Origin of the sequence: Micromonospora sp. WMMD729, assembly GCF_049315225.1 — a bacterium.
Classification (GTDB): Bacteria; Actinomycetota; Actinomycetes; order Mycobacteriales; family Micromonosporaceae; genus Micromonospora.
Genome location: NZ_CP186059.1, coordinates 6399159 through 6421935, shown reverse-complemented (window position 1 = coordinate 6421935; position 22777 = coordinate 6399159). Strand labels below are relative to the sequence as shown.

Annotated in this window: 27 protein-coding genes; 10 read left to right on the top strand and 17 right to left on the bottom strand. The window is 72.7% G+C overall.

The window, feature by feature from the left end:
- Nucleotides 1-19: 19 nt before the first annotated feature.
- From ACN263_RS29695 to ACN263_RS29680, 4 genes are read right to left on the bottom strand one after another with little or no spacing between them, the layout of a single operon-like run.
- Nucleotides 20-1270 carry a metallophosphoesterase gene (locus tag ACN263_RS29695; RefSeq protein ID WP_422737505.1) on the bottom strand — a complete coding sequence of 417 codons (1251 nt, stop codon included), beginning with the start codon at nucleotides 1268-1270 and terminating at the stop codon, nucleotides 20-22.
- 13 nt (nucleotides 1271-1283) lie between these two features.
- Nucleotides 1284-1538, bottom strand: coding sequence for a MoaD/ThiS family protein (locus tag ACN263_RS29690; RefSeq protein WP_422737504.1), 255 nt, complete (start codon nucleotides 1536-1538; stop codon nucleotides 1284-1286).
- Between the two features lie 3 nt (nucleotides 1539-1541).
- The gene (gene moaA, locus ACN263_RS29685; RefSeq protein ID WP_422737503.1) at nucleotides 1542-2555 is read right to left on the bottom strand and encodes a GTP 3',8-cyclase MoaA; all 1014 of its coding nucleotides are present in this window, start codon (nucleotides 2553-2555) and stop codon (nucleotides 1542-1544) included.
- Nucleotides 2552-3466: a fructosamine kinase family protein gene (locus ACN263_RS29680; protein WP_422737502.1), complete on the bottom strand. Its 915-nt coding sequence runs from the start codon at nucleotides 3464-3466 to the stop codon at nucleotides 2552-2554. Before ACN263_RS29680 ends, moaA begins: the two co-directional genes overlap by 4 nt.
- 152 nt (nucleotides 3467-3618) lie before the next feature.
- Here ACN263_RS29680 and ACN263_RS29675 point away from each other — a divergent pair, with 152 nt between their 5' ends.
- A complete protein-coding gene (locus ACN263_RS29675; RefSeq protein ID WP_422737501.1) occupies nucleotides 3619-4665 on the top strand; it encodes a DUF4192 domain-containing protein in 1047 nt (348 codons plus the stop codon).
- A 90-nt stretch (nucleotides 4666-4755) separates the two neighbouring features.
- On the opposite strand, the gene fdhD is transcribed toward ACN263_RS29675, so the two are convergent.
- The gene (gene fdhD, locus ACN263_RS29670; protein ID WP_422737500.1) at nucleotides 4756-5634 is read right to left on the bottom strand and encodes a formate dehydrogenase accessory sulfurtransferase FdhD; all 879 of its coding nucleotides are present in this window, start codon (nucleotides 5632-5634) and stop codon (nucleotides 4756-4758) included.
- Between the two features lie 169 nt (nucleotides 5635-5803).
- On the opposite strand from fdhD, the gene mobA reads away from it, so the two are divergent.
- The 3 genes from mobA to ACN263_RS29655 all read left to right on the top strand — a co-directional run bounded on the left by mobA (nucleotide 5804) and on the right by ACN263_RS29655 (nucleotide 7950).
- Nucleotides 5804-6475, top strand: a complete 672-nt coding sequence (gene mobA, locus ACN263_RS29665) for a molybdenum cofactor guanylyltransferase (protein ID WP_422737499.1) — start codon at nucleotides 5804-5806, stop codon at nucleotides 6473-6475.
- Nucleotides 6472-6735 (top strand): DUF6457 domain-containing protein, encoded by a 264-nt coding sequence (locus ACN263_RS29660; RefSeq protein ID WP_422737498.1) that lies wholly within the window; start codon nucleotides 6472-6474, stop codon nucleotides 6733-6735. Before mobA ends, ACN263_RS29660 begins: the two co-directional genes overlap by 4 nt.
- A gap of 120 nt (nucleotides 6736-6855) precedes the next feature.
- Nucleotides 6856-7950 (top strand): T3SS (YopN, CesT) and YbjN peptide-binding chaperone 1, encoded by a 1095-nt coding sequence (locus tag ACN263_RS29655; protein WP_422737497.1) that lies wholly within the window; start codon nucleotides 6856-6858, stop codon nucleotides 7948-7950.
- Here ACN263_RS29655 and ACN263_RS29650 read toward each other — a convergent pair.
- The gene (locus ACN263_RS29650; RefSeq protein ID WP_422737496.1) at nucleotides 7947-8909 is read right to left on the bottom strand and encodes a zinc-binding dehydrogenase; all 963 of its coding nucleotides are present in this window, start codon (nucleotides 8907-8909) and stop codon (nucleotides 7947-7949) included. The genes ACN263_RS29655 and ACN263_RS29650 overlap by 4 nt on opposite strands.
- A 60-nt stretch (nucleotides 8910-8969) precedes the next feature.
- Complete coding sequence (locus tag ACN263_RS29645; protein WP_007453771.1) at nucleotides 8970-9431, bottom strand: Lrp/AsnC family transcriptional regulator; 462 nt, start codon at nucleotides 9429-9431, stop codon at nucleotides 8970-8972.
- A 59-nt stretch (nucleotides 9432-9490) separates the two neighbouring features.
- On the opposite strand from ACN263_RS29645, the gene ddaH reads away from it, so the two are divergent.
- Nucleotides 9491-10324 (top strand): dimethylargininase, encoded by an 834-nt coding sequence (gene ddaH, locus ACN263_RS29640; RefSeq protein ID WP_422737495.1) that lies wholly within the window; start codon nucleotides 9491-9493, stop codon nucleotides 10322-10324.
- 75 nt (nucleotides 10325-10399) lie between these two features.
- Here the strand turns inward: ddaH and ACN263_RS29635 are convergent, their stop codons facing one another.
- Nucleotides 10400-11587 (bottom strand): ABC transporter substrate-binding protein, encoded by a 1188-nt coding sequence (locus ACN263_RS29635; RefSeq protein WP_422737494.1) that lies wholly within the window; start codon nucleotides 11585-11587, stop codon nucleotides 10400-10402.
- Nucleotides 11588-11667: 80 nt separating this feature from the next.
- Nucleotides 11668-12465, bottom strand: coding sequence for an alpha/beta hydrolase family protein (locus ACN263_RS29630; protein WP_422737493.1), 798 nt, complete (start codon nucleotides 12463-12465; stop codon nucleotides 11668-11670).
- Nucleotides 12466-12548: 83 nt separating this feature from the next.
- On the opposite strand from ACN263_RS29630, the gene ACN263_RS29625 reads away from it, so the two are divergent.
- The gene (locus ACN263_RS29625) at nucleotides 12549-13151 is read left to right on the top strand and encodes a bacterial proteasome activator family protein (RefSeq protein WP_422737492.1); all 603 of its coding nucleotides are present in this window, start codon (nucleotides 12549-12551) and stop codon (nucleotides 13149-13151) included.
- Nucleotides 13152-13155: 4 nt separating this feature from the next.
- Here ACN263_RS29625 and ACN263_RS29620 read toward each other — a convergent pair whose 3' ends face one another.
- The 3 genes from ACN263_RS29620 to ACN263_RS29610 all read right to left on the bottom strand — a co-directional run bounded on the left by ACN263_RS29620 (nucleotide 13156) and on the right by ACN263_RS29610 (nucleotide 15828).
- Nucleotides 13156-13968, bottom strand: coding sequence for a Cof-type HAD-IIB family hydrolase (locus ACN263_RS29620; RefSeq protein WP_422737491.1), 813 nt, complete (start codon nucleotides 13966-13968; stop codon nucleotides 13156-13158).
- Complete coding sequence (locus ACN263_RS29615; protein ID WP_422737490.1) at nucleotides 13968-14789, bottom strand: HAD family hydrolase; 822 nt, start codon at nucleotides 14787-14789, stop codon at nucleotides 13968-13970. The genes ACN263_RS29620 and ACN263_RS29615 overlap by 1 nt, the downstream gene beginning before the upstream one ends.
- A gap of 298 nt (nucleotides 14790-15087) precedes the next feature.
- Entirely contained in the window at nucleotides 15088-15828 is a 741-nt protein-coding gene (locus tag ACN263_RS29610; RefSeq protein ID WP_422737489.1) for a hypothetical protein, read from the bottom strand.
- A 173-nt stretch (nucleotides 15829-16001) separates the two neighbouring features.
- On the opposite strand from ACN263_RS29610, the gene ACN263_RS29605 reads away from it, so the two are divergent.
- From ACN263_RS29605 to ACN263_RS29595, 3 genes are all read left to right on the top strand, one after another.
- On the top strand, nucleotides 16002-16433 hold the full coding sequence (locus tag ACN263_RS29605; protein WP_422737488.1) for an OsmC family protein: 432 nt from the start codon (nucleotides 16002-16004) through the stop codon (nucleotides 16431-16433).
- 256 nt (nucleotides 16434-16689) lie between these two features.
- Nucleotides 16690-17037, top strand: a complete 348-nt coding sequence (locus ACN263_RS29600) for a metallopeptidase family protein (protein WP_422740871.1) — start codon at nucleotides 16690-16692, stop codon at nucleotides 17035-17037.
- Between the two features lie 103 nt (nucleotides 17038-17140).
- Complete coding sequence (locus ACN263_RS29595) at nucleotides 17141-17863, top strand: AIM24 family protein (RefSeq protein ID WP_357131467.1); 723 nt, start codon at nucleotides 17141-17143, stop codon at nucleotides 17861-17863.
- Between the two features lie 37 nt (nucleotides 17864-17900).
- On the opposite strand, the gene pheA is transcribed toward ACN263_RS29595, so the two are convergent.
- The 5 genes from pheA to ACN263_RS29570 all read right to left on the bottom strand — a co-directional run bounded on the left by pheA (nucleotide 17901) and on the right by ACN263_RS29570 (nucleotide 21351).
- Complete coding sequence (gene pheA, locus ACN263_RS29590) at nucleotides 17901-18854, bottom strand: prephenate dehydratase (protein ID WP_422737487.1); 954 nt, start codon at nucleotides 18852-18854, stop codon at nucleotides 17901-17903.
- Between the two features lie 10 nt (nucleotides 18855-18864).
- On the bottom strand, nucleotides 18865-19371 hold the full coding sequence (locus tag ACN263_RS29585; RefSeq protein ID WP_422740870.1) for a hypothetical protein: 507 nt from the start codon (nucleotides 19369-19371) through the stop codon (nucleotides 18865-18867).
- A gap of 148 nt (nucleotides 19372-19519) precedes the next feature.
- Entirely contained in the window at nucleotides 19520-19909 is a 390-nt protein-coding gene (locus tag ACN263_RS29580) for an ACT domain-containing protein (RefSeq protein ID WP_422737486.1), read from the bottom strand.
- A gap of 74 nt (nucleotides 19910-19983) precedes the next feature.
- Nucleotides 19984-20442: a hypothetical protein gene (locus ACN263_RS29575; RefSeq protein WP_422737485.1), complete on the bottom strand. Its 459-nt coding sequence runs from the start codon at nucleotides 20440-20442 to the stop codon at nucleotides 19984-19986.
- Nucleotides 20443-20610: 168 nt separating this feature from the next.
- Nucleotides 20611-21351, bottom strand: coding sequence for a hypothetical protein (locus ACN263_RS29570; RefSeq protein WP_422737484.1), 741 nt, complete (start codon nucleotides 21349-21351; stop codon nucleotides 20611-20613).
- A gap of 163 nt (nucleotides 21352-21514) precedes the next feature.
- On the opposite strand from ACN263_RS29570, the gene ACN263_RS29565 reads away from it, so the two are divergent.
- Nucleotides 21515-22732, top strand: coding sequence for an arginine deiminase (locus ACN263_RS29565; protein WP_422737483.1), 1218 nt, complete (start codon nucleotides 21515-21517; stop codon nucleotides 22730-22732).
- Nucleotides 22733-22777 lie beyond the last annotated feature (45 nt).

Here is a 22777-nt window from a genome sequence, read left to right as displayed (position 1 = left end):
CGCGCGGACGTGACGTCCGCTATGCCGAGCGCAACTCCACGAGACTGATCTGCGGCTCGGCGCCCACCCGCACCGGCGGGCCCCAGAAACCGGCGCCGTTGGTCACGTAGACCTTGGTGCCGTCCACCTCGCCGAGCCCGCTGACCACCGGCTGCTGGAGGCGTACGGCCAGGTTGAACGGCATCAACTGCCCACCGTGCGTGTGCCCGGAGAGTTGCAGGTCGACGCCGTAGCGGGCGGCCTGCCTGGCGGCGAGCGGCTGATGTGCGAGCAGGACGACGGGGCGGCTCGGGTCGCGGTCGCCGAGGGCGGCGTCGAAGTCCGGGCCGGCGGCCAGGCCGGTGCCCGCCGGATCCGCGTCCAGGTCGTTGACGCCGGCCAGGTCGAGCACACCGCCCCGGGCCTGGATCTCCTGCCGACGGTTCTGCAGCACCCGCAGGCCGAGCCGGTCCACCTCCTGGACCCACTCCTCGACCCCCGAGTAGTACTCGTGGTTGCCGGTGACGAAGAAGTTGCCATACCGGGAGCGCAGGTTCCGCAGCGGCGCGGCGGCCGGGCCCAACTCGGCGACCGAGCCGTCGACCAGGTCGCCGACGACCGCGACCAGGTCCGCGTCGAGCCGGTTGATCGCCGCGACGATCCGTTCGGTGTGCGCCCGGCCGCGCAGCGGGCCCAGGTGGATGTCGGAGACGGTGGCGATGCGCAGACCGTCCATGCTGCGCGGGAGCTTGCTGAGCGGGATCTGCACCCGGTCCAGGTGCGGCGGGCCGAGTGCCGTGCGGACGCCGTACCCCGTGATGCCGGTGGCGGTGAGGCCGGCGAAGATGGCCGCCCCACGGGCCAGCAGCAGGCGGCGGCCGGGGTCGTGGTCGGGTGCCGCGACCGCCTCGGCGGCCGGCGGATCGGCGGACCCGGCGGCCCCGACCAGTACCGGCTCGGGGGCGGCGGCGGTCGGTTCGGCGGCGGTCACCCGGCGGCGCAGCACCAGTCGCGTGACCAGCATCGGCACTTCCAGCACGACCAGCGTGACCAGCAGGTAGAACATCACGGCCAGCCACAGGTAGCCCGGCCACGCGAGCCAGTAGAGGCCGGCCTGGGTGCCGATCAGGGTGGCCGGTACGAGCAACGCCAGCACGAGGGCGGCGATCCCGCCGATCCGACGCCAGCGGCCCGGCGTCGTGGTGTCCCGGACGAGTCGCTTCCACAGGTAGAGGTGGATCAGGCCGGTGACCAGCGCCAGGACACCCAGGAACCCGAGAACCGCCAACATGTGTTCGCCCCCCTCAGCCGCCCGCGAACGGGGGCAGGACATCGATCGTGGCCCCGCCCGGCAGGGGTGCCCGACGATCATGGCAGGTGACGCCGTCCACGAGAAAACTGGCCACCCGCAGCACGGCGGCCAGCCGGTCGCCGTGTCGCTGGGCCAGTTCGGCGGTCAGGTCGTCGAGAGACCGACCGGCGGGCGTGACCTCCTCGGCGCGGCCCGCGGCGGCCCGCGCCCCGGCGAAGTAGCGGACGGTCAGCGGCCTCGGCTCCACGACTCAACCTCCGATCGCGGACATCGGCCGGGTCGGCTGGAGGAAGGTGGGGTCGTCGATGCCGTGCCCGGCGCGCTTGCCCCACATCGCGGTACGCCACCGCCGCGCCAACTCGTTGTCGGTCGCGCCGTCGCGCAGCGCCGACCGCAGGTCGGACTCCTCGGTGGCGAACAGGCAGGCACGGACCTGGCCGTCGGCGGTCAGCCGGGTGCGGTCGCAGTCGCCGCAGAAGGGCCGGGTGACGCTGGCGATCACGCCGACCCGGGCCGGGCCGCCGTCGACCAGCCAGGTCTCGGCCGGCGCCGCGCCGCGCTCGGCCGGGTCGGGGCTGAGGTCGAAGTGGGTACGCAGGGAGGCGAGGATCTCCTCGGCGGTGACCATCGTGCTGCGGTCCCAGCCGTGCTGGGCGTCCAACGGCATCTGCTCGATGATCCGCAGGTGGTAGCCGTGGTCGAGCGCGAAGCGGAGGAGCGCCGGCGCCTCGTCCTCGTTGACGCCGCGCATCAGCACCGCGTTGATTTTCACGGGGTCGAGACCCGCGGCCGCCGCACCGGCCAGCCCCGCCAGCACCGCGTCGAGGCGGGGACGGCGGGTGAGCTGCGTGAACCGGGCCGCGTCCAGGGTGTCCAGCGAGACGTTCACCCGGTCCAGACCAGCCGTACGCAGCGCGGGCGCCAGCCGGTCCAGGCCGATGCCGTTCGTGGTGAGCGAGATCCGTGGGCGGGGATCGAGCGCGGCGACCGCGCCCACGATGCCGACCAGCCCGGGCCGGATCAGCGGTTCCCCGCCGGTGAACCGCACCTCGGTCACACCGAGCTGTTCGACGGCCACCCGGACCAGCCGGACGATCTCGTCGTCGGTGAGCAGCTGCGGGCCGGCCAACCAGGGCAGCCCCTCGGCCGGCATGCAGTACGTGCACCGCAGGTTGCACTTGTCGGTGAGGGACACGCGCAGATCCCGCGCGACACGGCCGTACCGGTCGACGAGGACGCCGTCGGTACGTCGGTCGACACTCACCGGTCGACCGTAGCGCGCTCGACGCCACCCAGGGCGGCTCGGGCGAGCTGGACAACCGCATCGCGGTAGCCGGCACCGAACAGTGCGGTGTGCACCAGCAGCAGATGCAGCTGATGCAGCGGCACCCGGTCGCGCCAACCGTCGGCCAGCGGCCAGCTCTCCCGGTACGCGGCCAGCACCCGGTCGAGGTGCGCCACCCCGCCGAAGAGCGCCAGTTGGGCGAGGTCGGTCTCGCGGTGGCCGCCGTGCGCAGCCGGGTCGACCAGCCAGGCCCGCTCGTCGGTGCCCCACAGCACGTTGCCCGGCCACAGGTCGCCGTGGACGCGGGCCGCCGGCTCGTCCCCGCCGAACTCGTCGATCCCCGCGATCACCCGCTCGACGAGCGCGGCGTCGCTGCTGGTGAGCGCGCCGCCGTCGACGGACAGGCGCAGGTAGGGGACGAGTCGACGCCGCGCGAACCACGTCGACCAGGGACCGTCGTCGAGGGTGTTGTCCTGGGCGAGCGCACCGATGAAGCCCGCCCAGGGTGCGCCGAAGGCGGGCGCGCCGGCCCGGTGCAGGGCGGCCAACTCCCGACCGAAGCGGTCGGCGGCCTGCGGCGTGGGCTCGCCGGGCTCGACCCAGTCGAGCGCCAGCAGGTCGGGTAGCTCCACGATCACCTCGGGTACGCCGATCGCGTCGGCCTCGCGCAGCCAACGCAGCCCGGCGGCCTCGGCGGCGAAGAAGCCCTCGGGCGCTGGCCGGTCGGCCCCCTCCGGCCAGGACTTCGCGAAGACCGAGTGGCCGTCGTCCAGGGTCAGCCGGGCGGCGGCGCAGATGTCGCCCCCGGCGACCGGCGTCTCCCGGAGCCGCTGATGGGTCCGGAACGTCGGCAGGTGTGCCGGGTGCGCGCGTAGGTACGCCAGGTCCATCAGCGCACGGTAGCCGCTGCCCATGACAGCGTGGTGTCGTGTGAGCACATCGAATGACGTCTACCAGCATGAATACTTTCCGTAGTTGTGGATAAGCCGCGTGTCATCCACAGGGTCTGGAAGGTGCCGCAGCTCGGGCGCAGCCTCCCTGCATGACCTCGACCGAACGTGCGAAGCTCTCCGTCCGCTCGCCCGCCGACCTGATCGCCGCCGTGCCGTACCTGCTCGGCTTCCACCCCGCCGACAGTGTGGTCGCGGTGGCGCTGCGCGGCCGGCAGATCATCTTCGCCGCCCGCGCCGACCTGCCCGATCCCTCCACGGACCTGGTCGACCGCGCCCGGCATCTGGCCGGCGTGATCCACCGGCAGGGCGCCCAGGCCGCCACCGTGGTGGGCTACGGCCCGCCCGACCGGGTGACCCCGAGCGTGGACGCGGTACGCGCCGCCCTCACGGCAGCCGGCCTGGAAGTGCTCGACGCGCTGCGGGTGACCGACGGGCGGTGGTGGTCCTACCTGTGTACCGAGGCGGACTGCTGCCCACCCGAGGGTCGGCGCTACGACCCGCAGGCCAATGCGGTGACCGCGTCGGCCGTGTTCGCCGGTCAGGTCGCACTCCCCGACCGGGCGGCTCTCGTGGCGCAGGTGTCGCCGGTGACCGGCCCGGCCCGCGAGGCACTGCACGCCGCCACCGCCCGGGCCGAACGACGACTGGTCGAGCTGATCGAGCAGGCGCCCGCCAGCGACGTCCTCGGCGGGCGGGCCGTGCGCTCCGCCGGCGTCGCCGCGGTTCGGGACGCGCAACGCCGGCAGCGGCGCGGCGAGCGGCTCGACGATGACGAGGTGGCCTGGCTCAGCCTGCTGCTCGGTCACCTGCCGGTCCGCGACCATGCCTGGGAACGCACCGACGGCCGCGACCGGGACATCGACCTCTGGACCGACGTGCTGCGCCGGGCCGAGCCGGAGTTGACCGCCGCGCCCGGCGCGCTGCTGGCGTTCGCGGCATGGCGGGCGGGGCAGGGTGCGCTGGCGGCGGTCGCGTTGGAACGCACGCTGAGCCTGCACCCCGACTACTCGCTCGCCCTGCTCCTGGACGACCTGCTCCGGCGCGGCGTACCCCCCTCCGAGCTGGACGGCTGGCCCGCGGTCGGTATGCCCGGCGTGGTCCGCCCTCGCAAGCGACGCCGCCGTGGCCGCCGTTGACCCCAGGAGCCGCAGCTCATCGACACCCAGATCGGCGATGTGGGGGTGTCCGGGCGTCGGGATGGCCCGACATCGGCGATGTGGTGTCGATCAGCGGTCCTGCCGGGCCGGCTGCTCGACCGTGATCCGCTGCGGGCCGGCGTACACGTTCATGGTCTGGCCGCGCAGGAAGCCGACGAGCGTCATGCCCGCCTCCTCGGCCAGCTCGACGGCGAGGGTGCTCGGCGCGGAGACGGCGGCCAGCAGCGGCAGTCCCGCCATCCACGCCTTCTGGGTCAGCTCGAAACTGGCCCGTCCGGACACCAGCAGCAGGTGCCCGGCCAACGGCAGTCGGCGTTCCCGCACCGCCCAACCGATGACCTTGTCCACGGCGTTGTGCCGGCCCACGTCCTCGCGGAGCACCACCAGCTCACCGGCCGGGGTGAACAGCCCCGCCGCGTGCAGCCCGCCGGTGCGGTCGAAGGCGCGCTGGGCCGCCCGCAACCGGTCGGGTAGCTCGGCGAGGAGCGCGGCCGGTACGGCGATCGGGTCCGCCGTGACGTCGAACAGCGAGCGTGTTCGGATCGCGTCGATGCTGGCCTTGCCACAGACTCCGCAGGAGCTGGTGGTGTAGAAGTTCCGGGACGGGTCGGTGGTCGGTTCCGGCACCCCGGGGGTGAGCACCACGTCCACCACGTTGTACGTGTTCGGAGTCTCGACACCGGAGCAGAGCTGGGCGGTCAGCACGTCGTCGGTCGACCGGATCAGGCCCTCGGTCAGCAGGAAGCCGATCGCCAGGTCCAGGTCGTCGCCGGGGGTACGCATGGTGACGGCGAGCGGTTTGCGCGGCCCCGGACCGGCCGCGCCGACCCGGATCTCCAGCGGCTCCTCCACGGCGAGCGTGTCCGGCCGGCGGACCGCCGCGCGTCCGTCGACCGCCGCGTTCAGGTCGATCCGCAGTACGCCCCGTCGGTCAGTCGCCCGTCCCATCCCGTCATCCTGCACCTCGCCCCGGCCGCTCCGCACGGCCGCCGGTCATCAGGCGTCCCGCCGCGCCCGGCGGGTCGAGTCCCGGAAATCGGGCGCGCCACCCTGCCGCCGGTCATCAGGCGTCCCGCCGCGCCCGGCGGTCGAGCGCCGACACGGCTACCGTGGCCGGGTGGGGACGTACGCCGCCGTGGTGCTCGCGGGTGGGGCCGCCCGCCGGATGGGTGGGGTGGACAAGCCCGCGCTCCCGGTCGGTGGCCGTTCGATGCGCGACCGGGTCCTGGCGGCGGTGGGTGATGCCGCGCCCCGGGTGCTGGTCGGTCCCGGTGACGGCCTGCCGGACGACGTGCGGGTGACCCGGGAGGATCCGCCCGGCGGTGGGCCGGTCGCCGCGACCGCGGCCGGGTCGGCGTTGCTCGACCCCGACACGACGGTCGTCGCGCTGCTCGCCGCCGACCTGCCGCTGCTCACCCGCGCGGCGATCGGCGACCTGCTGACCCACCTCGCCGCCGCTGAGAGTCCAGCGCTCGCCGCCCCAGCCGACGGCCCGTCCGGCCCGCGAGCCGGCGCTGTCCGCGCCCCGGAACCTGTCGACGGGGTGTGCTTCGTCGACGCGGACGGCCGCCGGCAGTCGCTGTGCGGGGTGTGGCGGGTCGACGCGCTACGGACCGCGCTGGCCGGGCTGGCGGCCGAGCGGGACGGCGGCCTGGCCGGCGCTGCGGTACGGGCGCTGACGGCCCGGCTCGTGGTCCGGGAGGTGCCGTGGGCCGGCGCGGGTCCACCGCCCTGGTTCGACTGCGACACTGACGAGGACGTACGCCGGGCTAGGGAGTTGCTGCGATGACGGTGTTGGACGACTGGATCACGGCGGCCTGCGCGGAGGTGGGCCTCGATCCGGCCGAGGTGCCGGTGCCGGCGGTGCTGGACCTCGCCCGCGACGTCGCCCACCAGGTGGTGCGACCGGGGGCACCGGTCACCGCGTACCTGCTGGGGCTGGCCGTCGGTCGCGGTGCCGATCCGGCGGACGCCGCGGCCCGGCTCAGCGCCCTCGCGGCCGACTGGCCGGTCGGACTCGACGCCGAACTCGCCGACCCCACCTCCTGACCGCCGCGCCGCGTGCGGGGCGTCACGACGCATGGACGACGGCGGGTGTCCGATCCCGGTCCGGGCTGATTCGGCGTCCGTGGACCGTGGGTAGGGTGATCGGAACGGACGGAGGCGATCATGACGGCTGACCACCCCTCGGCGTCGGATGCGGAGCCCGGCGGTACATCCGAGCCGGCGGAGTCGATCCTGCTCGACGGCCCCAGCACCACGGACCTGCGGGCCAAGGTGACGGAGGCGTGGCAGGAGTTCGCCCGGATGCTCGCCCTACGGCTGCGGGAGTTGCCGGCCGGCGCGCACCTCGAACTGACCCTCGACCCCACCGCCTCCGGTACGGGCGACGCCGTCTACTCGATCAGCGTGGACGCGACCGAGGACGGCGGGCTCTCCGCGCGGGCGGTCGGCAACGCGGCGCTGCCGCAGGGCTACCGGCTGGACCGCGCCGCCGTGGCGGACATGGTGGCGCTCGGCTGGTCCCCGCCCGGCGTGGTGGCCGGCTCCGGCGGCGCGTTCGGGTTGGACGCGACGGTGGCGGACGCCAACCGGATCGCCCCGCTGCTGTCCCGGACGCTGCGCGACGTGTACGGCGCACCGCACCCGGCCTTCCTCGTCTACCTGGTGCACGACGCCGAGGGGGAGCCGTTGGCCGTCGGGCCGTTGGGGACCGCGCGCAGCGAGTTCGGGCCGGACGCCGACGTGGAGGGGGACCTTCAGGAGGCGCTGGCCGAGGCGGCCGCCGACCGGGACGACGTGCTGGACCTGCCGGAACGCGTCCGTACCGTGGTGTCGACGATGTTGAAGTCCGACGCCGAGCGGTTGCAGATCGACTCGGACGGCGACATCACCATCCGGGCCGGCTCGGCGATGGTCTTCGTCCGGGTGCGCGACAACCCGCCGCTGGTGGACGTCTTCTCGCCGGTCCTCACCGAGGTCGAGCCGACCGAACGGCTCTACGTCAAGCTGTCGGAGCTGACCAACCGGATGCCGATCGGTCGCCTCTACTGTGCCGACGACACGGTCTGGGCCTCCATCCCGGTCTTCGGCCGCAACTTCCAGGCCACCCATCTCATGCTGGCGGTGCAGGTGATGACCGGTCTCGCCGACGAGTTGGACGATCGTCTGCACGGTGAGTTCGGCGGCAAGCGTTTCTTCGGCGAGGGCGACAAGTCGGTCCGCGATGACGACTCCCAGCACCGCACCGGCATGTATCTCTAGCTGACGGCCACGTCCAACAGGGTCTTGCCGACGGTGGCGCGCGCCTCGATGGCGGCGTGCGCGTCGGCGGCGCATTCCAGCGGGAAGCGCTGGCCGATCAGCGGCCGGAGCTGCCCGGCCGTCGCGGCCGCCAGCGCCCCGATGGTGTACGCCCGCAGCCGCGCGGGCGTCACGTCCGGCCGGACCAGCGTGATCCGGCGTTCGGCGGCCGTCTCCGGTGTCACGGGGGACCACTCGCCGCTCGCCAACCCGTAACTGATCATCCGGCCGCCCGGGGTCAGCAGCTCGAACGCCGCCTCGGCCACCGCACCGCCGACGCCGTCGAAGACCACGTCGACCCCGCCCACCGCGTCGCGGACGCGATCGACCCAGTCCGGCTGTAGGTAGTCGACCGCCACCTCGGCACCCAGTTCGGGCAGCAGGGCGACCTTGCGCGGTCCACCGGCCACGCCGATCACGCGCGCGCCGGCCCGCGTCGCGATCTGGACGAGCATGCTCCCCACCCCGCCCGCCGCCGCTTCGACCAGCACGCGGTCACCGGGACGGACGCCGACCGCCTCGACGAGCATGGTGGCGGTACGACCGTCGGCGAGCAGCGCCACGGCCGCGTCCAGCGCCAACCCGGCCGGCACCTCGACGGGTGCGGACGCGTCCACCACGACCCGTTCGGCGTACCCGCCGGCGCCGCCGGTGGCGGTGACCACCCGTTGCCCGACGCGGACCGGGTCGACGTCCGGCCCGACGGCGGTGATCACTCCGCCGACCCCGTTGCCGGGGATCAGCGGAGGGACGTACCGGTTCGGCCCGGGACGCCCCGCGCGTTGCTGCGTCTCGACGAAGGTGACGTTCGCGTGCGCGACGTCGATCAGCACCTGGCCGGGGCCGGGTGTCGGGTCGGGTGCCGGGCCGGGCGTCAGTACCCCGGGACCGCCGAACTCACGTAACCAGATCGCCCGCATGCGGTCCCCCTCGTGTCGTGCCAGGCCGCCACGAGTCCAACACCTGAACCAGACTTGAGGTCAAGCCCTGGTGGACGGGCCGACGCCCGGGGACTCGACCAGCCGGGACAGCACGATGGTGCTGCGGGTGGACGTCACGAACGACTCGGCGCGCAGCCGTTCGAGGGCCGCCTCGAGGTGGGCGATGTCGGCGGCGCGTAGGTGCACCAGCGCGTCCGCCTCGCCGGAGACGGTGTACGCGCCGACCACCTCCGGGTGTCGGCGGGCGGCCACGCCGATCTGCGCCGGGGTAGTCCGGCCGGCACAGAACAGCTCGACGAACGCCTCGGTGGTCCAGCCGACGGCCGCCGGGTCGACGACGGCGGTGAATCCCCGGATGACGCCGGTTGCGCGCAGCCTGTCGACCCGGCGCTTGACCGCCGGGGCGGAGAGTGACACCCGGGTGCCGATGTCGGCGTACGACGCTCGGGCGTCGGCGACGAGCAACGCAATGATCCGCTGGTCAACGGCGTCTATCTGCAACGTTCCGCCTCTGGGAAGCAACGGTTGTGGCTGTTACCAAAGTTCAACGGTACCTACTCTTGGTGACCGTGAACCAGCAGCGAGTCCCGCGAAAGCGGACATATCTCATGTGCTCGCCCGAGCATTTCGCGGTCGAGTACGCGATCAATCCGTGGATGGACGTGACCACCCCGGTGGACCGGGACCTGGCCGTCAAGCAGTGGGACCGACTGCGCGAGACGCTCGTCGGTCTCGGCCACGAGGTGCACCTGCTCACGCCGGAGCCGGGGCTGCCGGACATGGTGTTCGCGGCCAACGGTGCCTTCGTGGTCGACGGCAGCGTCTACGGCGCGCGGTTCAAGCACGAGCAGCGGACCGCCGAGGCGGCCGCGCACCACGCGTTCTACGAGCAGCAGGGCTGGCGGTTCGTCGCGCCGAGCGAGACCAACGAGGGCGAGGGTGACTTCGCGTACCTGCCGGAGGCGCACGGCGGACTCATCCTGGCCGGGCACGGCTTCCGGACCGAGATCCCGGCGCACGCCGAGGCGCAGGAGGCGCTGGGTCGGCCGGTGGTGTCGTTGCGGCTGATCGACCCGCGGTTCTACCACCTGGACGTGGCGCTCGCCGCCCTCGATGACACGAACGTCGTCTACTTCCCGGGCGCGTTCTCCGCGGCCAGTCAGCGGGTCCTCACGCAGCTCTTCCCGGACGCGGTGATCGCCGACGACGAGGACGCCATGGCGTTCGGACTCAACCTGGTCAGCGACGGCGCGAACGTGGTGCTCAACAGCGAGGCCACCCGCCTGGCGGGCAAGCTCAAGGCCGCCGGTTACACCCCGGTCCCGGTCGAGTTGGCCGAGCTGAAGAAGGGCGGCGGCAGCGTGAAGTGCTGCATCGCCGAACTGCGGCACTGACCCGAACACTGCCGCGTACGGCAGGGGCCGGCCTCCCGCTCGGGAGACCGGCCCCTGTTGCGTCCGGTGGGGCGGTCAGCCCAGCGTGGCCAGCTCGTTGGTCAGCACGTTCGACATGATCTGACCGTCGCGCTGGACCTCCCGCAGGTACCACTTCTGCTGCGGCGTACGTGGCTGGTTGAACTGCCAGATGCCGCGCGGGCTGTCGATCTGGCCGAGCTTGCCCAGCGCCAGGTTGACCTGCTGCGGGGAGGGCGTTCCGCCGGTCAGCTGGATCGCCTGGTCGAGCACCTGCGCCGCGTCGTACGACGCCATCGCGTAGGTCGTCGGCGTGCTCTGGTGCTTCTTGCGGTACGCCGAGGCGAAGACCCGGTTCGACGTGTTGTTGAGGTCGGCCGAGTAGTTCAGGGCGGTCTGGATGCCCAACGCGTCCCGGTCCAGGCTCTCCAGCACGGTGCCCTCGGTGAGGAAGCCGGGGGCGTAGACAGGCCCGGAGAACTGGTCGCGCAGCTGCTTGATGAACTCCACGCCGGCCGCGCCGGCGAAGAAGCAGAAGACGGCGGTCGGCTTCTTGCGCAGTGCCTTCTCGATGTCCGCCACGTAGGTGGTCTTGCCGGGGTTCGGGGTGGGGTTGGTGTTGGTCACCGGGTCGGAGATCCGCGGGTCGGTGACGCCGAAGCCCTGCTTGAACCCCCGTACGACGTCCGGACTGCCCACGTTCTCCGGCACGATGATCGCGATCCGGCCGTTCGCCGGTAGCTGGTCGCGCAGGTAGAGGCCGAGTGCCCGGCCGGCCTCGTCCAGCACGTAGGACGTACGCCAGATGTAGACGACGCTCTGCAGGCTGCTCGGCGAGGCGTTCGACCCGATCAGCGGGACCCGGGCCTCCTCGACGGTGTCGCGGATGCCCACCATCACCGACGAGTTGACCACGCCGGTGAGCGCCAGCACGTTCTGCTTGAGGAGCTGGTCGACGGCGGCCTTGCCGGTCTTGGCGGTCTCGCCCTCGTCGGCGGTGAGCAGCTCGACCGGGTGCCCGCCCAACTGCTGGTTGTGCAGGTCGAGGAAGAGCTGGAAGCCGTTGGTGATGTCGTCACCGATGGACTTGAAGCCGCCGGCCTTCGGTGCGATCAAACCGATCTTGATCGGGCTCTTGGGGGCGGTCGGCTGGTCGGCGGTGTCGGAGCCACACGCGGTGGCGAATCCGGTCGTACCGAGCGCGGCCAACAGTTGGAGCGCCCGCCTGCGGTTCATCTGCGACACCGAGTTCCTTCCCAAAAGCGTTGCAGGGCGGAACAGCGCCCCTCCGGCGTTCTACCTGGTCGGCGACGCTGCGTCAATGGCTATTGATCATCGTGCAGGGACCGCAACACATCCCGCACCCGGGGCCAGGCCGACGACTCCGGATCGATCAGCCCGAAATGTTCGCATCCGGGCAGCTCAACAAGGGAGATATCGGATCCCGCGCTACGAGCCGTCGCCACGAAATCCCGGCTCATCGACACCGGCACCTGCTCGTCGAGTGAGCCATGCATCACTACTGTCCGTGTCGGTACCGGTACCAATGATCGTGGATCGACCATCGCGTACCGGTCCGGCACGTCCCCCGGACCACCGCCGAGCAGCGCGGCCACCGCGCCGGAGTCCAGGTCCCGCCGGTACGCCTCGGCGAGGTCGGCCACCGGTGCCAGGGCCAGCACTCCCGCGACCGTCGACGGTGCGGTGGCCGCCGCGTACAGGGCCAGGTGGCCACCGGCGGAATGACCGACCAGGATCGGCGCGGCCCGGCGCACCCGGTCGGGCAGCGCCCGCGCGGCCAGCTCCGGCAGTGCCGCGATCCCGGCCAGGGTGTCGGTCAACGTGCCCGGCCAGCCGCCGCCCGGTTGCCCGGTACGTCGGTACTCCAACTGCGCCACCGGATACCCGTCGGCCGCCAGCGCGGCGGCCAGCGGCCCGGTGTGCCGCCGGTCGTACTCGGCCCGCCAGAAGCCCCCGTGCACCACGACGACCAACGGTCGGGCCGGCCCGGAACCGGCCGGGCGGCGTAGGTCGGCGACCTGGTCGGGATGGTCGCCGTACGCCACCGTGCGGTCCGGCGCGGGCGCGGGCCGGGTCAGCACGGCGCGGGGGTCGGCAGGCATGGCGCGACGGTAGCGCGCCCACCCGGGTGGTTCGGCACAGGGAGTTGGTCCCGGGCGGCATGGGCCACGGCTCCTGGGTAAAGATGGACCCCATGACCGAAGCGCGCTCCGCTGAGCAGAACGACCAGCCCGGCCCCGATGACTCCGGCCACTCCGGCACCGTGGTGGTGGTCGGTCCGGACGGCCGGCCGATCGGCACCGTGCAGACCGAGGAGGGCCACGGCGAGGACCCGACCCGCCTGGTCGAGCAGCCGGCCAAGGTGATGCGGATCGGCAGCATGATCAAGCAACTGCTGGAGGAGGTCAAGGCCGCTCCGCTGGACGACGCCAGCCGGCACCGGATGCGGGAGATCCACGAGCGCTCGATCGTCGAGCTGAAGGAAGGACTCGCACCCGAGCTGCGCGACGAGTTGGAGCGGATCTCGCTGCCCTTCACCGAGGACAAGGCACCCAGCGAGAGTGAGCTGCGCATCGCGCACGCCCAGCTCGTCGGCTGGCTGGAGGGCCTGTTCCACGGCATCCAGGCCGCCCTGGTCGCGCAGCAGATGGCCGCCCGGGTCCAGTTGGAGCAGATGCGCGGCGGCCGGCAGGCACTGCCCAGCGGCCCCGGCGGGGTCGTCCCGGGCATGCCGGGTCTCGGCCAGCCCGGCGGCGGTGAGGGTCACAACACCGGCCAGTACCTCTGACCGGTCACTCCACCCCGAAGACCTTCTCCAGGTACGCGGCCACGCCGTCCTCGGAGTTCGTACCGGTCACCTCGTCGGCGACCGCGAGGACGGCGGGGTGCGCGTTGGCCACCGCCACCCCGCGTCCGGCCCAGCTCAGCATCGGTACGTCGTTCGGCATGTCACCGAAGGCGAGCACATCCGCCGCGGCCACGCCGAGCCGGTCGCAGTACCAGTCGAGTCCGGCAGCCTTGGTCACCCCGGCCGCGGAGATCTCCACCAGGCCGGAGGACGACGAGTGGGTCGCCTCGGCCAGCCCTCGCAGCGCGTTGGAGATCAGCGCCGCGAACACGTCCGGATCCTGCTCGCCGGCCCGGGCGAGGAGCTTCACCGCCGGGACGGAAAGCAGTTCCTCCGGCGTCTCGATCGGCCGGATGCCGTCGGCGTCGGCGTCCCAGCGCAGCGGGTAGTGCGCCTCGTGGCGCATCTCCCGGCTGTCCAGGATCTCCACGGCGAAGCTGATGTCGGGCACCTCGGCGCGCAACCGCCGGGCCACCTCCGCCAGGTGCTGCGGCGCGAGCGGGTCGGCCCGGAGCACCTCGTCGTTGAACGGGTCGTAGACCACGGCGCCGTTGGCGCAGACCGCCGGCAGCGGCTCGGCCAGCTGGTCGTACACCATCTTGAGCCAGCGGACCGGGCGGCCGGTGACCAGCACGACCGGCGTGCCTCGCGCGGAGATCCGCGCGAGCACGTCGGCGGTGTGCGGGCTGACCGTGTGGTCGTCGCGGATCAGCGTGCCGTCGATGTCCGTGGCGATGAGCCGGGGCGTCTCTCCCATCACCGGGACAGTAGTCGGTCCAGGTACACGGCCACCCCGTCGTCGTCATTACGCAGGGTCACCTCGTCGGCGACCGCGCGGACCTCCGGGTGCGCGTTGGCGACCGCCACCCGCGACCAGCCGGCCCACTCGAACATCGGCAGGTCGTTGGGCATGTCGCCGAAGACCAGCACGTCGGCCGGGTCGACACCGAGGGTCTGCGCCACGACGGTCAGCCCGGTCGCCTTGTCCACCCCCGGCGGGCAGATCTCGATGAACCCGAGCCCAGCCTGGGTGAGCGTGGCGACCTGCGGGTCGACGATCCGCCGGGCCACCGCCAGCAGTTCGTCCACGTGGTGGTCTGCGGTCCTGGCGAACGCCTTGAGCACGTCGCAGGAGAGGCACTCGGCGCGGCTGCGCGCCTCGAACCGGTCCTGGTAGGGCCAACTGGGGTGGTAGTCACCCCAGAGCGGGGCGTCGTGCTCGTCGGACGCCTCGACCATCACGGTCAGCGGGCCGACCTCGGCCTCCAGGTCGGCGAGCAACCGGGCCAGCACCTCGGCGGGCAGGCGCTCGTCCCGGAGCACCACCGGGCCCGCCGGGTCGCTCTGGTCGACCACCCGCCCGCCGCCGGCCATCACCAGGAAATCGGCGGCGCGGATGTCGTTGCGGGTCAACTCGGTCAGGCGGGGGCCGCGTCCGGTGGCGCCGACCACCGGGATTCCGGCGGCCCGCACCCGGTCGAGCACCCCGTGGGTGTACGCGGAGACGGTGTCGTCGCTGCGGACGAGCGTTCCGTCGAGGTCGGTCGCGATCAGCTTGGGCAGTCCCGGGCGGGTCATCGTTCCTCCTTCGCCCACCGCCGTCGCAGCCAGCCGTGCGGTCCTTGCCGAGACCCGGCGTGACGGCGGGCAGCAACCGTACCTCGCGGAATGGGTCGCAACCATGGCTTCCCGGCGAATCGGGCACCAACCCCCAGCGCCCTGAAGGTGTCCAACCCGCGCCCCACCCCCGCTGGCGTCGATCTTGCACTTTCGGTTGCTGATTCGAGGGCTTTTGCGCCTTATGTGACGACAGAAACCGCAAGATCGGCGCGGTGGTGGGGCGGGCGCGGGGCGCGGTCGGGGTGGGGCGGGGGGCTTAGGTGGGGTTTTCGGGGCGGGCGAAGGGGGTGGTGGGCTGGACCGTCAGGTCGGCTGGGGCGGGTGGGCCGTCGTCGAGGGGGCCCGGCTCCGCACGGCGGCGCCAGGAACGCATCGCGGGTACGTCGGCGCGGGTGCCGTCGTCAGCCGGCTCCGTGGGCGCACCGGTCGGTACGGCCCACGCCAGTCGCAGTGCGGCGGCGAAGAGGACGCAGGTGACGAACGCCAGCACGAGACCGCGGCCGTACTCGACCCGGAACTCGTCCTCGGTCGCGTAGAAGAGCTGCCGTTCCCCGGCGTTGTCGAGCGTCGCGGTGGCGGCCACCAGTAACGCCAGCAGCGCGCCGGACAGCGTGAGCCCGGCCAGTCGCGCGTTCGCCCGGACCGCCGCCGTGCCCCCCAGCGCCAGGGCCACGGCGCAGGCCAGGGCGAGCAGGCCGGCGAGGTAGGCGACCCCGTACCCGCCGATCTCGGACACGCTGGCGCGCACCTCGATCGTGGTGGGCCCGTCGGGACCGCCACTGGGCATGGTGGTCAGCACCCACTCACCGATCATCGACGCGACTCCGGCGACCGCGCCGAGGCCGGCCAGCAGCAGTGGCAGGCGAGGATCCCGGGTCAGACCGACCAGCGGGTTACCGAAACGGCGGGGCCGGGTGGGCTCGTCGGCGCCCCACTCGATCACGGCCGGCGCGTCGGGTGGGTCGCCCTGGCGCGGAACGGGCAGATCCTCGGGCATCGGCAATCCCTCCGCCGGTCACGGGCCTGCGTCGCATCATGGCACAGCCCGTGGTGGTGGCGCTGCCGTCGACACCGCCCACGGCCACCGCCGATCGTGGTGACGGGAATCGCAGGGCGGTCGTCGGTGCCGGTCGGTCGCTCGGGGGTCAGGTATCCGCTAGCGTTCTGGACATGCCTATCCGTACCGCTTCCGCACAATGGCAGGGCAATCTCACCGAGGGTTCCGGCACCGTCCGTACCGGTAAGGGCGGCCTGTCCGGCAACTACTCCTTCAAGTCGCGCTTCGAGGAGGGCGAGGGCACCAACCCGGAGGAGTTGATCGCCGCCGCCCACGCGGGCTGCTTCTCGATGGCGTTCTCGAAGGCCCTCGCCGACGCCGGCACCACGCCGACCTCGGTCGAGACCACCGCCAAGGTCCACCTGGACAAGACCGACGCCGGGTTCAGCGTGACCCGGATCGACCTCGAGACCGTCGGCCAGGTGCCCGGCGTCGACGAGGCGGACTTCCAGAAGCTCGCCGAGGCCGCCAAGGCCAACTGCCCGATCTCCCGCCTGCTCTCGCCGGGCGCCGAGATCACCCTCACCGCCCGCCTGGCCGCCTAGGGCGATTGTCAAAGCCCCTGGCCGGCCTTCGACGGGCCCAGACGACGACCGGCCGCGTCGGAGATTGGCCCGGATACGACACCGGTATCCGAGCCAATCTCCGCCTTGCCGGATCGCCGCCTGGACTCCGCCTCGGCTCGACCGATGACGTTGACACACGCCCTGACCGGCGACCCGCACCCGTGGACCCCGGCCCGGGTCGCCGTGCGCGACCCGGCCGATCGGTCCCGCGTCGGGCAGAATGAACGTCGTGCCGGTGGAGATGACCCGCGAGCGCTTCGAGGAACTGGTCGCTGACGCCCTCGACGAGGTGCCCGAAGAACTTCTCGGCCTGATGAACAACGTGGTGATCCTCGTCGAGGACGACCCGCCACCGGGCGAGTCCGATCTGCTCGGCCTCTACGAGGGGCACGCGCTCACCAACCGGGGCTGGGACTACTCCGGCGTACTGCCGGACCGGATCTTCATCTACCGCCACCCGATCCTGCGCATCTGCGACAACGACGAGGACGTCGTCGACGAGGTGGCGGTGACCGTGGTGCACGAGATCGCCCACCACTTCGGCATCGACGACGACCGGCTGCACGACCTGGGCTGGGGCTGACGCGCGAGCCGCGTGCGCGAGCACCGTTGAACCGATCGCCCCTGGTTGCCGTGGTCACCTACCGTCGGTGCAGCGACCGCGACCATTTCAGGAGGCACCTTTCATGCGCAGCGAGCTGTTCTCGTCGGAGAATCTGGAGAAGGAGTCGGCGCAGGCGGGCATGCGTCTGCAGAACTCCAAGATGTTGAAGATCGAGCTCAACGGCGAGGCGATGGCCCGGGTCGGCTCGATGGTCGCCTACCAGGGCAACGTGCAGTTCCAGGCCCTGGGTTCGGGCGGCCTCGGCAAGTTCCTCAAGCAGAAGCTGACCGGCGAGGGCGTCCCGCTGATGAAGGTCACCGGCCAGGGGGACGTCTTCCTCGCCGAGTTGGCCAAGGACGTGCACATCATCGACCTGGAGCCGGGCGACGCGCTCTCCATCAACGGGTCCAGCGTGCTCGCCTTCGACTCGACCCTGCAGTACGACATCAGGATGGTCGGCGGCGCCGGCATGGCGTCCTCGTCCGGGCTGTTCAACTGCGTGTTCAGCGGGTACGGCCGGATCGCCATCACCACCAAGGGCACCCCGGTGGTGCTCAACGTGGACGCCCCGACGTACGTCGACCCGCAGGCCGCCGTCTGCTGGTCGGCCAACCTCCAGACCGGTTACCACCGCGCCGAACAGCTCGGCCTCGGCACGCTGCTGGGTCGGCGCACCGGCGAGTCGTTCACCATGAGCTTCGCCGGTCAGGGCTTCGTCGTGGTGCAGCCGTCCGAGGAGCCGCCCGTCATGGGCAGTGGTCAGCAGCAGCAGGAGGGTGGCCTGCTCGGCGGTCTGCTGAGCTGAGCGTCGACGCGGCCGGGGCGCGCGTCGATCGCCCCGGTCAGCTCATCTCGCCGGCACGCAGCCGGGCCAGCCAGGCCGCCGCGTCGGCGTAGTCGACGTCGGAGAGACCGGCCGGCGCGGACCCCCGCCGCTCGGCGGCCTCGACCCAGCGGTGCCGGGGATAGGACCCGAGGAAACGGACCTCCGCGCACACCCGGCGCAGCCCCTGCAACGCCTCACCCAGGCGTACGTCGGCCACGTGCCCGGTGCAGTCGAGGAAGAAGACGTACCGGCCCAGCGCCTCCCCGGTCGGTCGGGACTCGATCCGGGTCAGGTTCACCCCCCGTACGGCCAGCTCGACCAACACCGAGAGCAGCGCGCCCACCCGGTCGTGGGCGATGTAGACGGCCAGCGAGGTGAGGTCGTCGCCGCTCGGCGGTGGGGGTGGCCCGGGACGGGAGACCAGCACGAAACGGGTCACCGCGTCCGGGTGATCGGCGATCTTGTCGGCGAGCAGCGCGAGCCGGTGCCGGGCCGCCCCGATGGGCGCGCAGATCGCCGCGTCGTACTCCCCGGATCCCGCCCCCGCCGCCGCCGCGCCGTTGGAGAGGACGTCGATGACCACCGCGTCGGGCAGGTGGTCCCGCAGCCAGCCTCGGCACTGGGTGGACGCCTGCGGGTGGGCCGCGATCGACCGGACCGTCGACAGCGTGGTGCCGGTCCGCGCGGCGAGCACGAACTCCACCGGCAGGATCACCTCCCGGGTGATCACCAGCGGCTCGCCCTCGACGATCTCGTCGAGCGTGACGCCGACCGCCCCGCCGATCGAGTTCTCCAGCGGTACGAGCGCCGCGTCGGCCTCCCCGGCCCGGATGCTGTCCAGCGCCTCTCCGACGCTGCGCGCGGGCGTACGGGAGCCGTGTTCGGCGGCGGGGATGGTGCGCAGGGCCTGCTCGGCAAAGGTGCCTTCGGGGCCGAGATAGACGAAGCGCGTAGGCGGTGTTCCGGGCATGCCGCCCAGACTACGCACCCGGCCCGACCGCCGGAGAAGGATCGCAGGCGAGCGTACGGATGCCGGCCGGCCCGGTGGCCCGGACCTCGGCGGTGCACACGTCCGTGCCGGCGGTGACCAGCTCCAGGGCGGTGGGCCGGCCGCGGGTGACGACCTGAAGCTCCTCGTGCCCGGTCACCTCCAGCACGGTGTACTGCCAGTCCCCGGCGCACAGCGGTCCGGTGCGGACCCGGACCCGGACGTTGTCCGGGAGCACCGAGGCCCGCCCGCGTAGCAACTGCACCACCCGCTGCCCGGTCGGCCCGTTCCGGCAGGCTGTCGCGACGAGACCGGGGTCCGGGGTGGCCGAGCGGGTGGCGGGTGGCGGCGCGGTCGGCGCGGTCGAGGGGGTACCCGTCGGGACGCCGGTCGGGCCGGACGGCCGCGGGCTGCCGGCCGCGGTGGGCAGACCGGCCGGCTTGTGCAGCTCGGGAGGCGCCCCGCAGCCGGTCAGCGATCCGATGGCGAGGAGCGCCAGCAGCGCGGCCCACGCGGGCGCGGCGGCGCTTCGGGCGAACGGGTGGCGGGGTGGGGTGAACGGCACGGGCCGATCCTCGGGACATCGGGACACGTCGCGGCCGGGGTGGCCGAGCCCATCGTAGGGCGAGCGGTCGGCCGGGTGAAGCTCAGCCGAGGAGGCGGTGTCCGGCGCGCTCCAACGCGGTCGTGCCCTCGGTCAGCCGGACGGCCGGTACCAGCACGTAGTCGGTGTCGAAGGTGGAGAACGTGACCACGCTGACCCGGGCGGCGGCGAGCGGGTCCACGAGCGCCGCGAGGGTTCCGGTGCCGTTGGCGTCCGTCGGCCCGGCGACCCGCAGGCAGCGCCAGGTGGTCTCCACGACGGCCTCGGCGGGCAGCCGATCGGCCGGGCAGATCACCGAGATTCCCTCGGTCGTCCAGCTCACGGTGACCACGTCGGCGCGACCCAGCCCGCTCGACAACGCGTCCGGCAGGGCGGTGCCGGCACCCAGCCGGCACACGGCGTACTCCCCGGGCAGCAGGGTGATATCGAGCATGAGGGCACCTTACGGCGTGGATCCGGGCCGGTCCGGGCATCGCCGCGTGCGGCGAACACCACACCCGCCGCAGGTCAGACCTCGGAGAAGAAGGTGAGCGAACCCGCGACCGCGCCGTCGGAGAGCAGCGGGGTGGAGATCGCGTCGACCGTCGCGTCGGGGCAGCCGGGGGCGGCGGCCTGCACCCGCAGCAGTCCACGGGCGAGCCGGCCGGAGGAGAGCGCCAGCAGGGGCGGGATCTTGTCGACCTCGGCCTCGGTCAGCTCACCCCGGTTGGCGGTGAAGTCGAGCAGGCGCAGGCCACCGTCGAGCAGCGGTCGCCCGATCAGGCCGGCGGGCTCGCCCAGGCAGAGCAGCTCGCAGCCGGCGGTGGAGATGGCCACCACGCGGGTGTCGGCGTCGATCAGCAGGCAGGGCTCGTCGGCCCGACCGACGGTCGAGGACCACTGGCCGACATTGTCGAACTCCGGCTCTGTCGTGGCTCGGGCCGACGGCACGAACACTTCCGAGAGCGAGAGTTCGACGTGGGCCACCGCGCCTCCTATGTACAACGACGGACTGTCCACGCTAGCCGGTCGACGACGGAATCACCGAGCGAGCCGGGTCACCGCGCCGCGGCGGAGAACCCCCGGGCGGCCGGCGACGGCGCGGGAGCCGGTGGGTAGGTGGGGGACCGGGGCCGCGTGGCGTCGCCGGTGACGTTACCGGCGGTGGGCCGCCTTGTCAGCGGCCGTTCGGCCCTCCTCGTACCACCGGTAGTCGGCCGATGGACGGTACGTGCCGTTCAGCCAGGTGCTCGGGTGCTGTGCCACCCGGGCCAGCTTCTCGGCCGTGGTCGGGCTGATCCGGTTGCCACCGGCCACGAGGAGCCGGTCCAGCTCCCGGTGGGTGGCCATGAGGCAGTCCTTCGGGAGGCCGTAGACGCTGATCACGCCGGAGCCCACGAAGGTCAGCACGGGTGTCACCGGGATGGTCAGCCCCACCGCGTCGGAGAGGGCCTTGCTGGCTCGCTTGGCGTCCCGTCGGGCCTCGGTGACGTACGGGGGCCGCTTACCGTTGATCTGCACGACGTCCCCGGCGACGAGCACCCGGGCCCGGCCGTGGTCGGCGATGGTCACCGCGAACAGCCCGCTCGGCCCGATGGCGAGGAAACCGGCTCGGTCGTCCTGAGCGCGGTCGAGCAGGACGTCCGCCACGTCGGTGCGGGGCCACTCGATCACGTGCCAGGACGGCCCGAGGTGGTCGAGTTGGCCGAGCGCCCGCGCACCGGCCGCCTCCAGCCGACGGGCACCGCGCTCGGCGCGGCGGCGTCGGGCCCACTCGAGCGGTGTGGGGCGGACCGGTTCGAGAGCCCCGGTCGCCTCGACGCGGGGGTGGGGCACCGCGATGGGCGGCAGTGCCCGGGCGGTCGGTACGGCTCGTCGTGCGGGAAAGACAGTCATCGCGACCTCCGGCAAAAGGTCCCTCGAAGTTATGTCCTCACTACCCTACGTTGCCACTGTGGGTGTTCGGCAAGCCGGAGCGCCGGAGTGACTGTGGATGAATGCCATATTCATCCACAGTTCTTTTCTCGGATGCCGCCAAACCCTGCCCTACGCTGCGGGGGTGACCCACTACGTCGACAGTGAAGTCGGCCGGCTCGGCACCGTCCTGCTGCACCGGCCCGGCCCGGAACTGGCCCGGCTCACCCCGCGCAACAACGACTCGCTTCTGTTCGACGCGATCCCCTGGGTGGGCCGCGCCCAGGAGGAGCACGACGCCTTCGCGGCCGCGCTGCGCGAGCGCGGGGTCGAGGTGCTCTACCTGGCCACCCTGCTGGCCGAGACCCTGGCCGTCGAGGACGCCCGCGTCGAACTGACCGAGCAGGTGCTGCGCTCGCGCCGGCTCGGCGACACGCTCCGCGCCCGGGTCGCCGACCACCTCGCCTACCTGGACCCGGTCGCGCTGGCCGACGTGCTCACCGCCGGACTGGCCCACGAGGAACTGCGGATCAGCTCGGAGCGCCCGGGCGGGCTCGTCTACACCCTGATGGACCGGCACGACTTCGTCATCGACCCGCTGCCGAACCTGCTCTTCACCCGGGACTCGTCGCTCTGGATCGGCGACCGGGTCGGCGTCACCAGTCTCGCCATGCCGGCCCGCCGCCGGGAGACCACGCTGACCGACGCCATCTACCGGCACCACCCACGGTTCGCCGGGACCGAGTTCGTCTACCGCCCCGACCTGGAACACCTGGAGGGCGGGGACGTGCTGCTGCTCGCACCCGGGGTGCTGGCGGTCGGCGTGGGTGAACGGACCACCCCGGCGGGCGCGGAACGCCTCGGCCGGCAGGTCTTCGCCGCCGGTCTGGCCCACACCATCCTGGTGGTGCCGATCGCCCAGAAACGCGCCACCATGCACCTGGACACCGTCTGCACGATGGTCGACGTCGACGCCGTCCTGATGTACCCGAACATCGCCAGCACGCTCTCGGCGTACACCGTCATCGCCGGCGCGGACGGCGAGGACCCGCGGGTGGACGGCCCGGCGCCCTTCCTGCGGGCCGCCGCCGACGCGATGGACCTGGACCAGCTCCGGGTCATCGACACCGGTCTGGACCCGGTGACCGCGGAACGCGAGCAGTGGGACGACGGCAACAACACCCTCGCCCTCGCGCCCCGACTGTGCGTCGGCTACGAGCGCAACACCGAGACCAACGCGCAGTTGGAGCGGGCCGGCATCGAGGTCATCCCGATCGCCGGCTCGGAGCTGGGCTCCGGCCGGGGCGGCCCGCGCTGCATGTCCTGCCCGATCGTCCGCGAGCCGTTGCCCGCCCGACGCTGAGCCGGACCACCCGCTGCCCGTACCCGCTGAACGGGCAGCGGGCCC

Excerpts from the sequence above, each read along its gene's own strand:
- ACN263_RS29695 (WP_422737505.1), bottom strand. The coding sequence starts at position 1,270 with ATGTTGGCGGTTCTCGGGTTCCTGGGTGTCCTGGCGCTGGTCACCGGC.
- ACN263_RS29680 (WP_422737502.1), bottom strand. The coding sequence starts at position 3,466 with ATGGACCTGGCGTACCTACGCGCGCACCCGGCACACCTGCCGACGTTC.
- ACN263_RS29675 (WP_422737501.1), top strand. The coding sequence starts at position 3,619 with ATGACCTCGACCGAACGTGCGAAGCTCTCCGTCCGCTCGCCCGCCGAC.
- fdhD (WP_422737500.1), bottom strand. The coding sequence starts at position 5,634 with ATGGGACGGGCGACTGACCGACGGGGCGTACTGCGGATCGACCTGAAC.
- ACN263_RS29660 (WP_422737498.1), top strand. The coding sequence starts at position 6,472 with ATGACGGTGTTGGACGACTGGATCACGGCGGCCTGCGCGGAGGTGGGC.
- ACN263_RS29655 (WP_422737497.1), top strand. The coding sequence starts at position 6,856 with ATGACGGCTGACCACCCCTCGGCGTCGGATGCGGAGCCCGGCGGTACA.
- ACN263_RS29650 (WP_422737496.1), bottom strand. The coding sequence starts at position 8,909 with ATGCGGGCGATCTGGTTACGTGAGTTCGGCGGTCCCGGGGTACTGACG.
- ACN263_RS29630 (WP_422737493.1), bottom strand. The coding sequence starts at position 12,465 with ATGCCTGCCGACCCCCGCGCCGTGCTGACCCGGCCCGCGCCCGCGCCG.
- ACN263_RS29625 (WP_422737492.1), top strand. The coding sequence starts at position 12,549 with ATGGACCCCATGACCGAAGCGCGCTCCGCTGAGCAGAACGACCAGCCC.
- ACN263_RS29620 (WP_422737491.1), bottom strand. The coding sequence starts at position 13,968 with ATGGGAGAGACGCCCCGGCTCATCGCCACGGACATCGACGGCACGCTG.
- ACN263_RS29615 (WP_422737490.1), bottom strand. The coding sequence starts at position 14,789 with ATGACCCGCCCGGGACTGCCCAAGCTGATCGCGACCGACCTCGACGGA.
- ACN263_RS29610 (WP_422737489.1), bottom strand. The coding sequence starts at position 15,828 with ATGCCCGAGGATCTGCCCGTTCCGCGCCAGGGCGACCCACCCGACGCG.
- ACN263_RS29605 (WP_422737488.1), top strand. The coding sequence starts at position 16,002 with ATGCCTATCCGTACCGCTTCCGCACAATGGCAGGGCAATCTCACCGAG.
- ACN263_RS29595 (WP_357131467.1), top strand. The coding sequence starts at position 17,141 with ATGCGCAGCGAGCTGTTCTCGTCGGAGAATCTGGAGAAGGAGTCGGCG.
- pheA (WP_422737487.1), bottom strand. The coding sequence starts at position 18,854 with ATGCCCGGAACACCGCCTACGCGCTTCGTCTATCTCGGCCCCGAAGGC.
- ACN263_RS29580 (WP_422737486.1), bottom strand. The coding sequence starts at position 19,909 with ATGCTCGATATCACCCTGCTGCCCGGGGAGTACGCCGTGTGCCGGCTG.
- ACN263_RS29570 (WP_422737484.1), bottom strand. The coding sequence starts at position 21,351 with ATGACTGTCTTTCCCGCACGACGAGCCGTACCGACCGCCCGGGCACTG.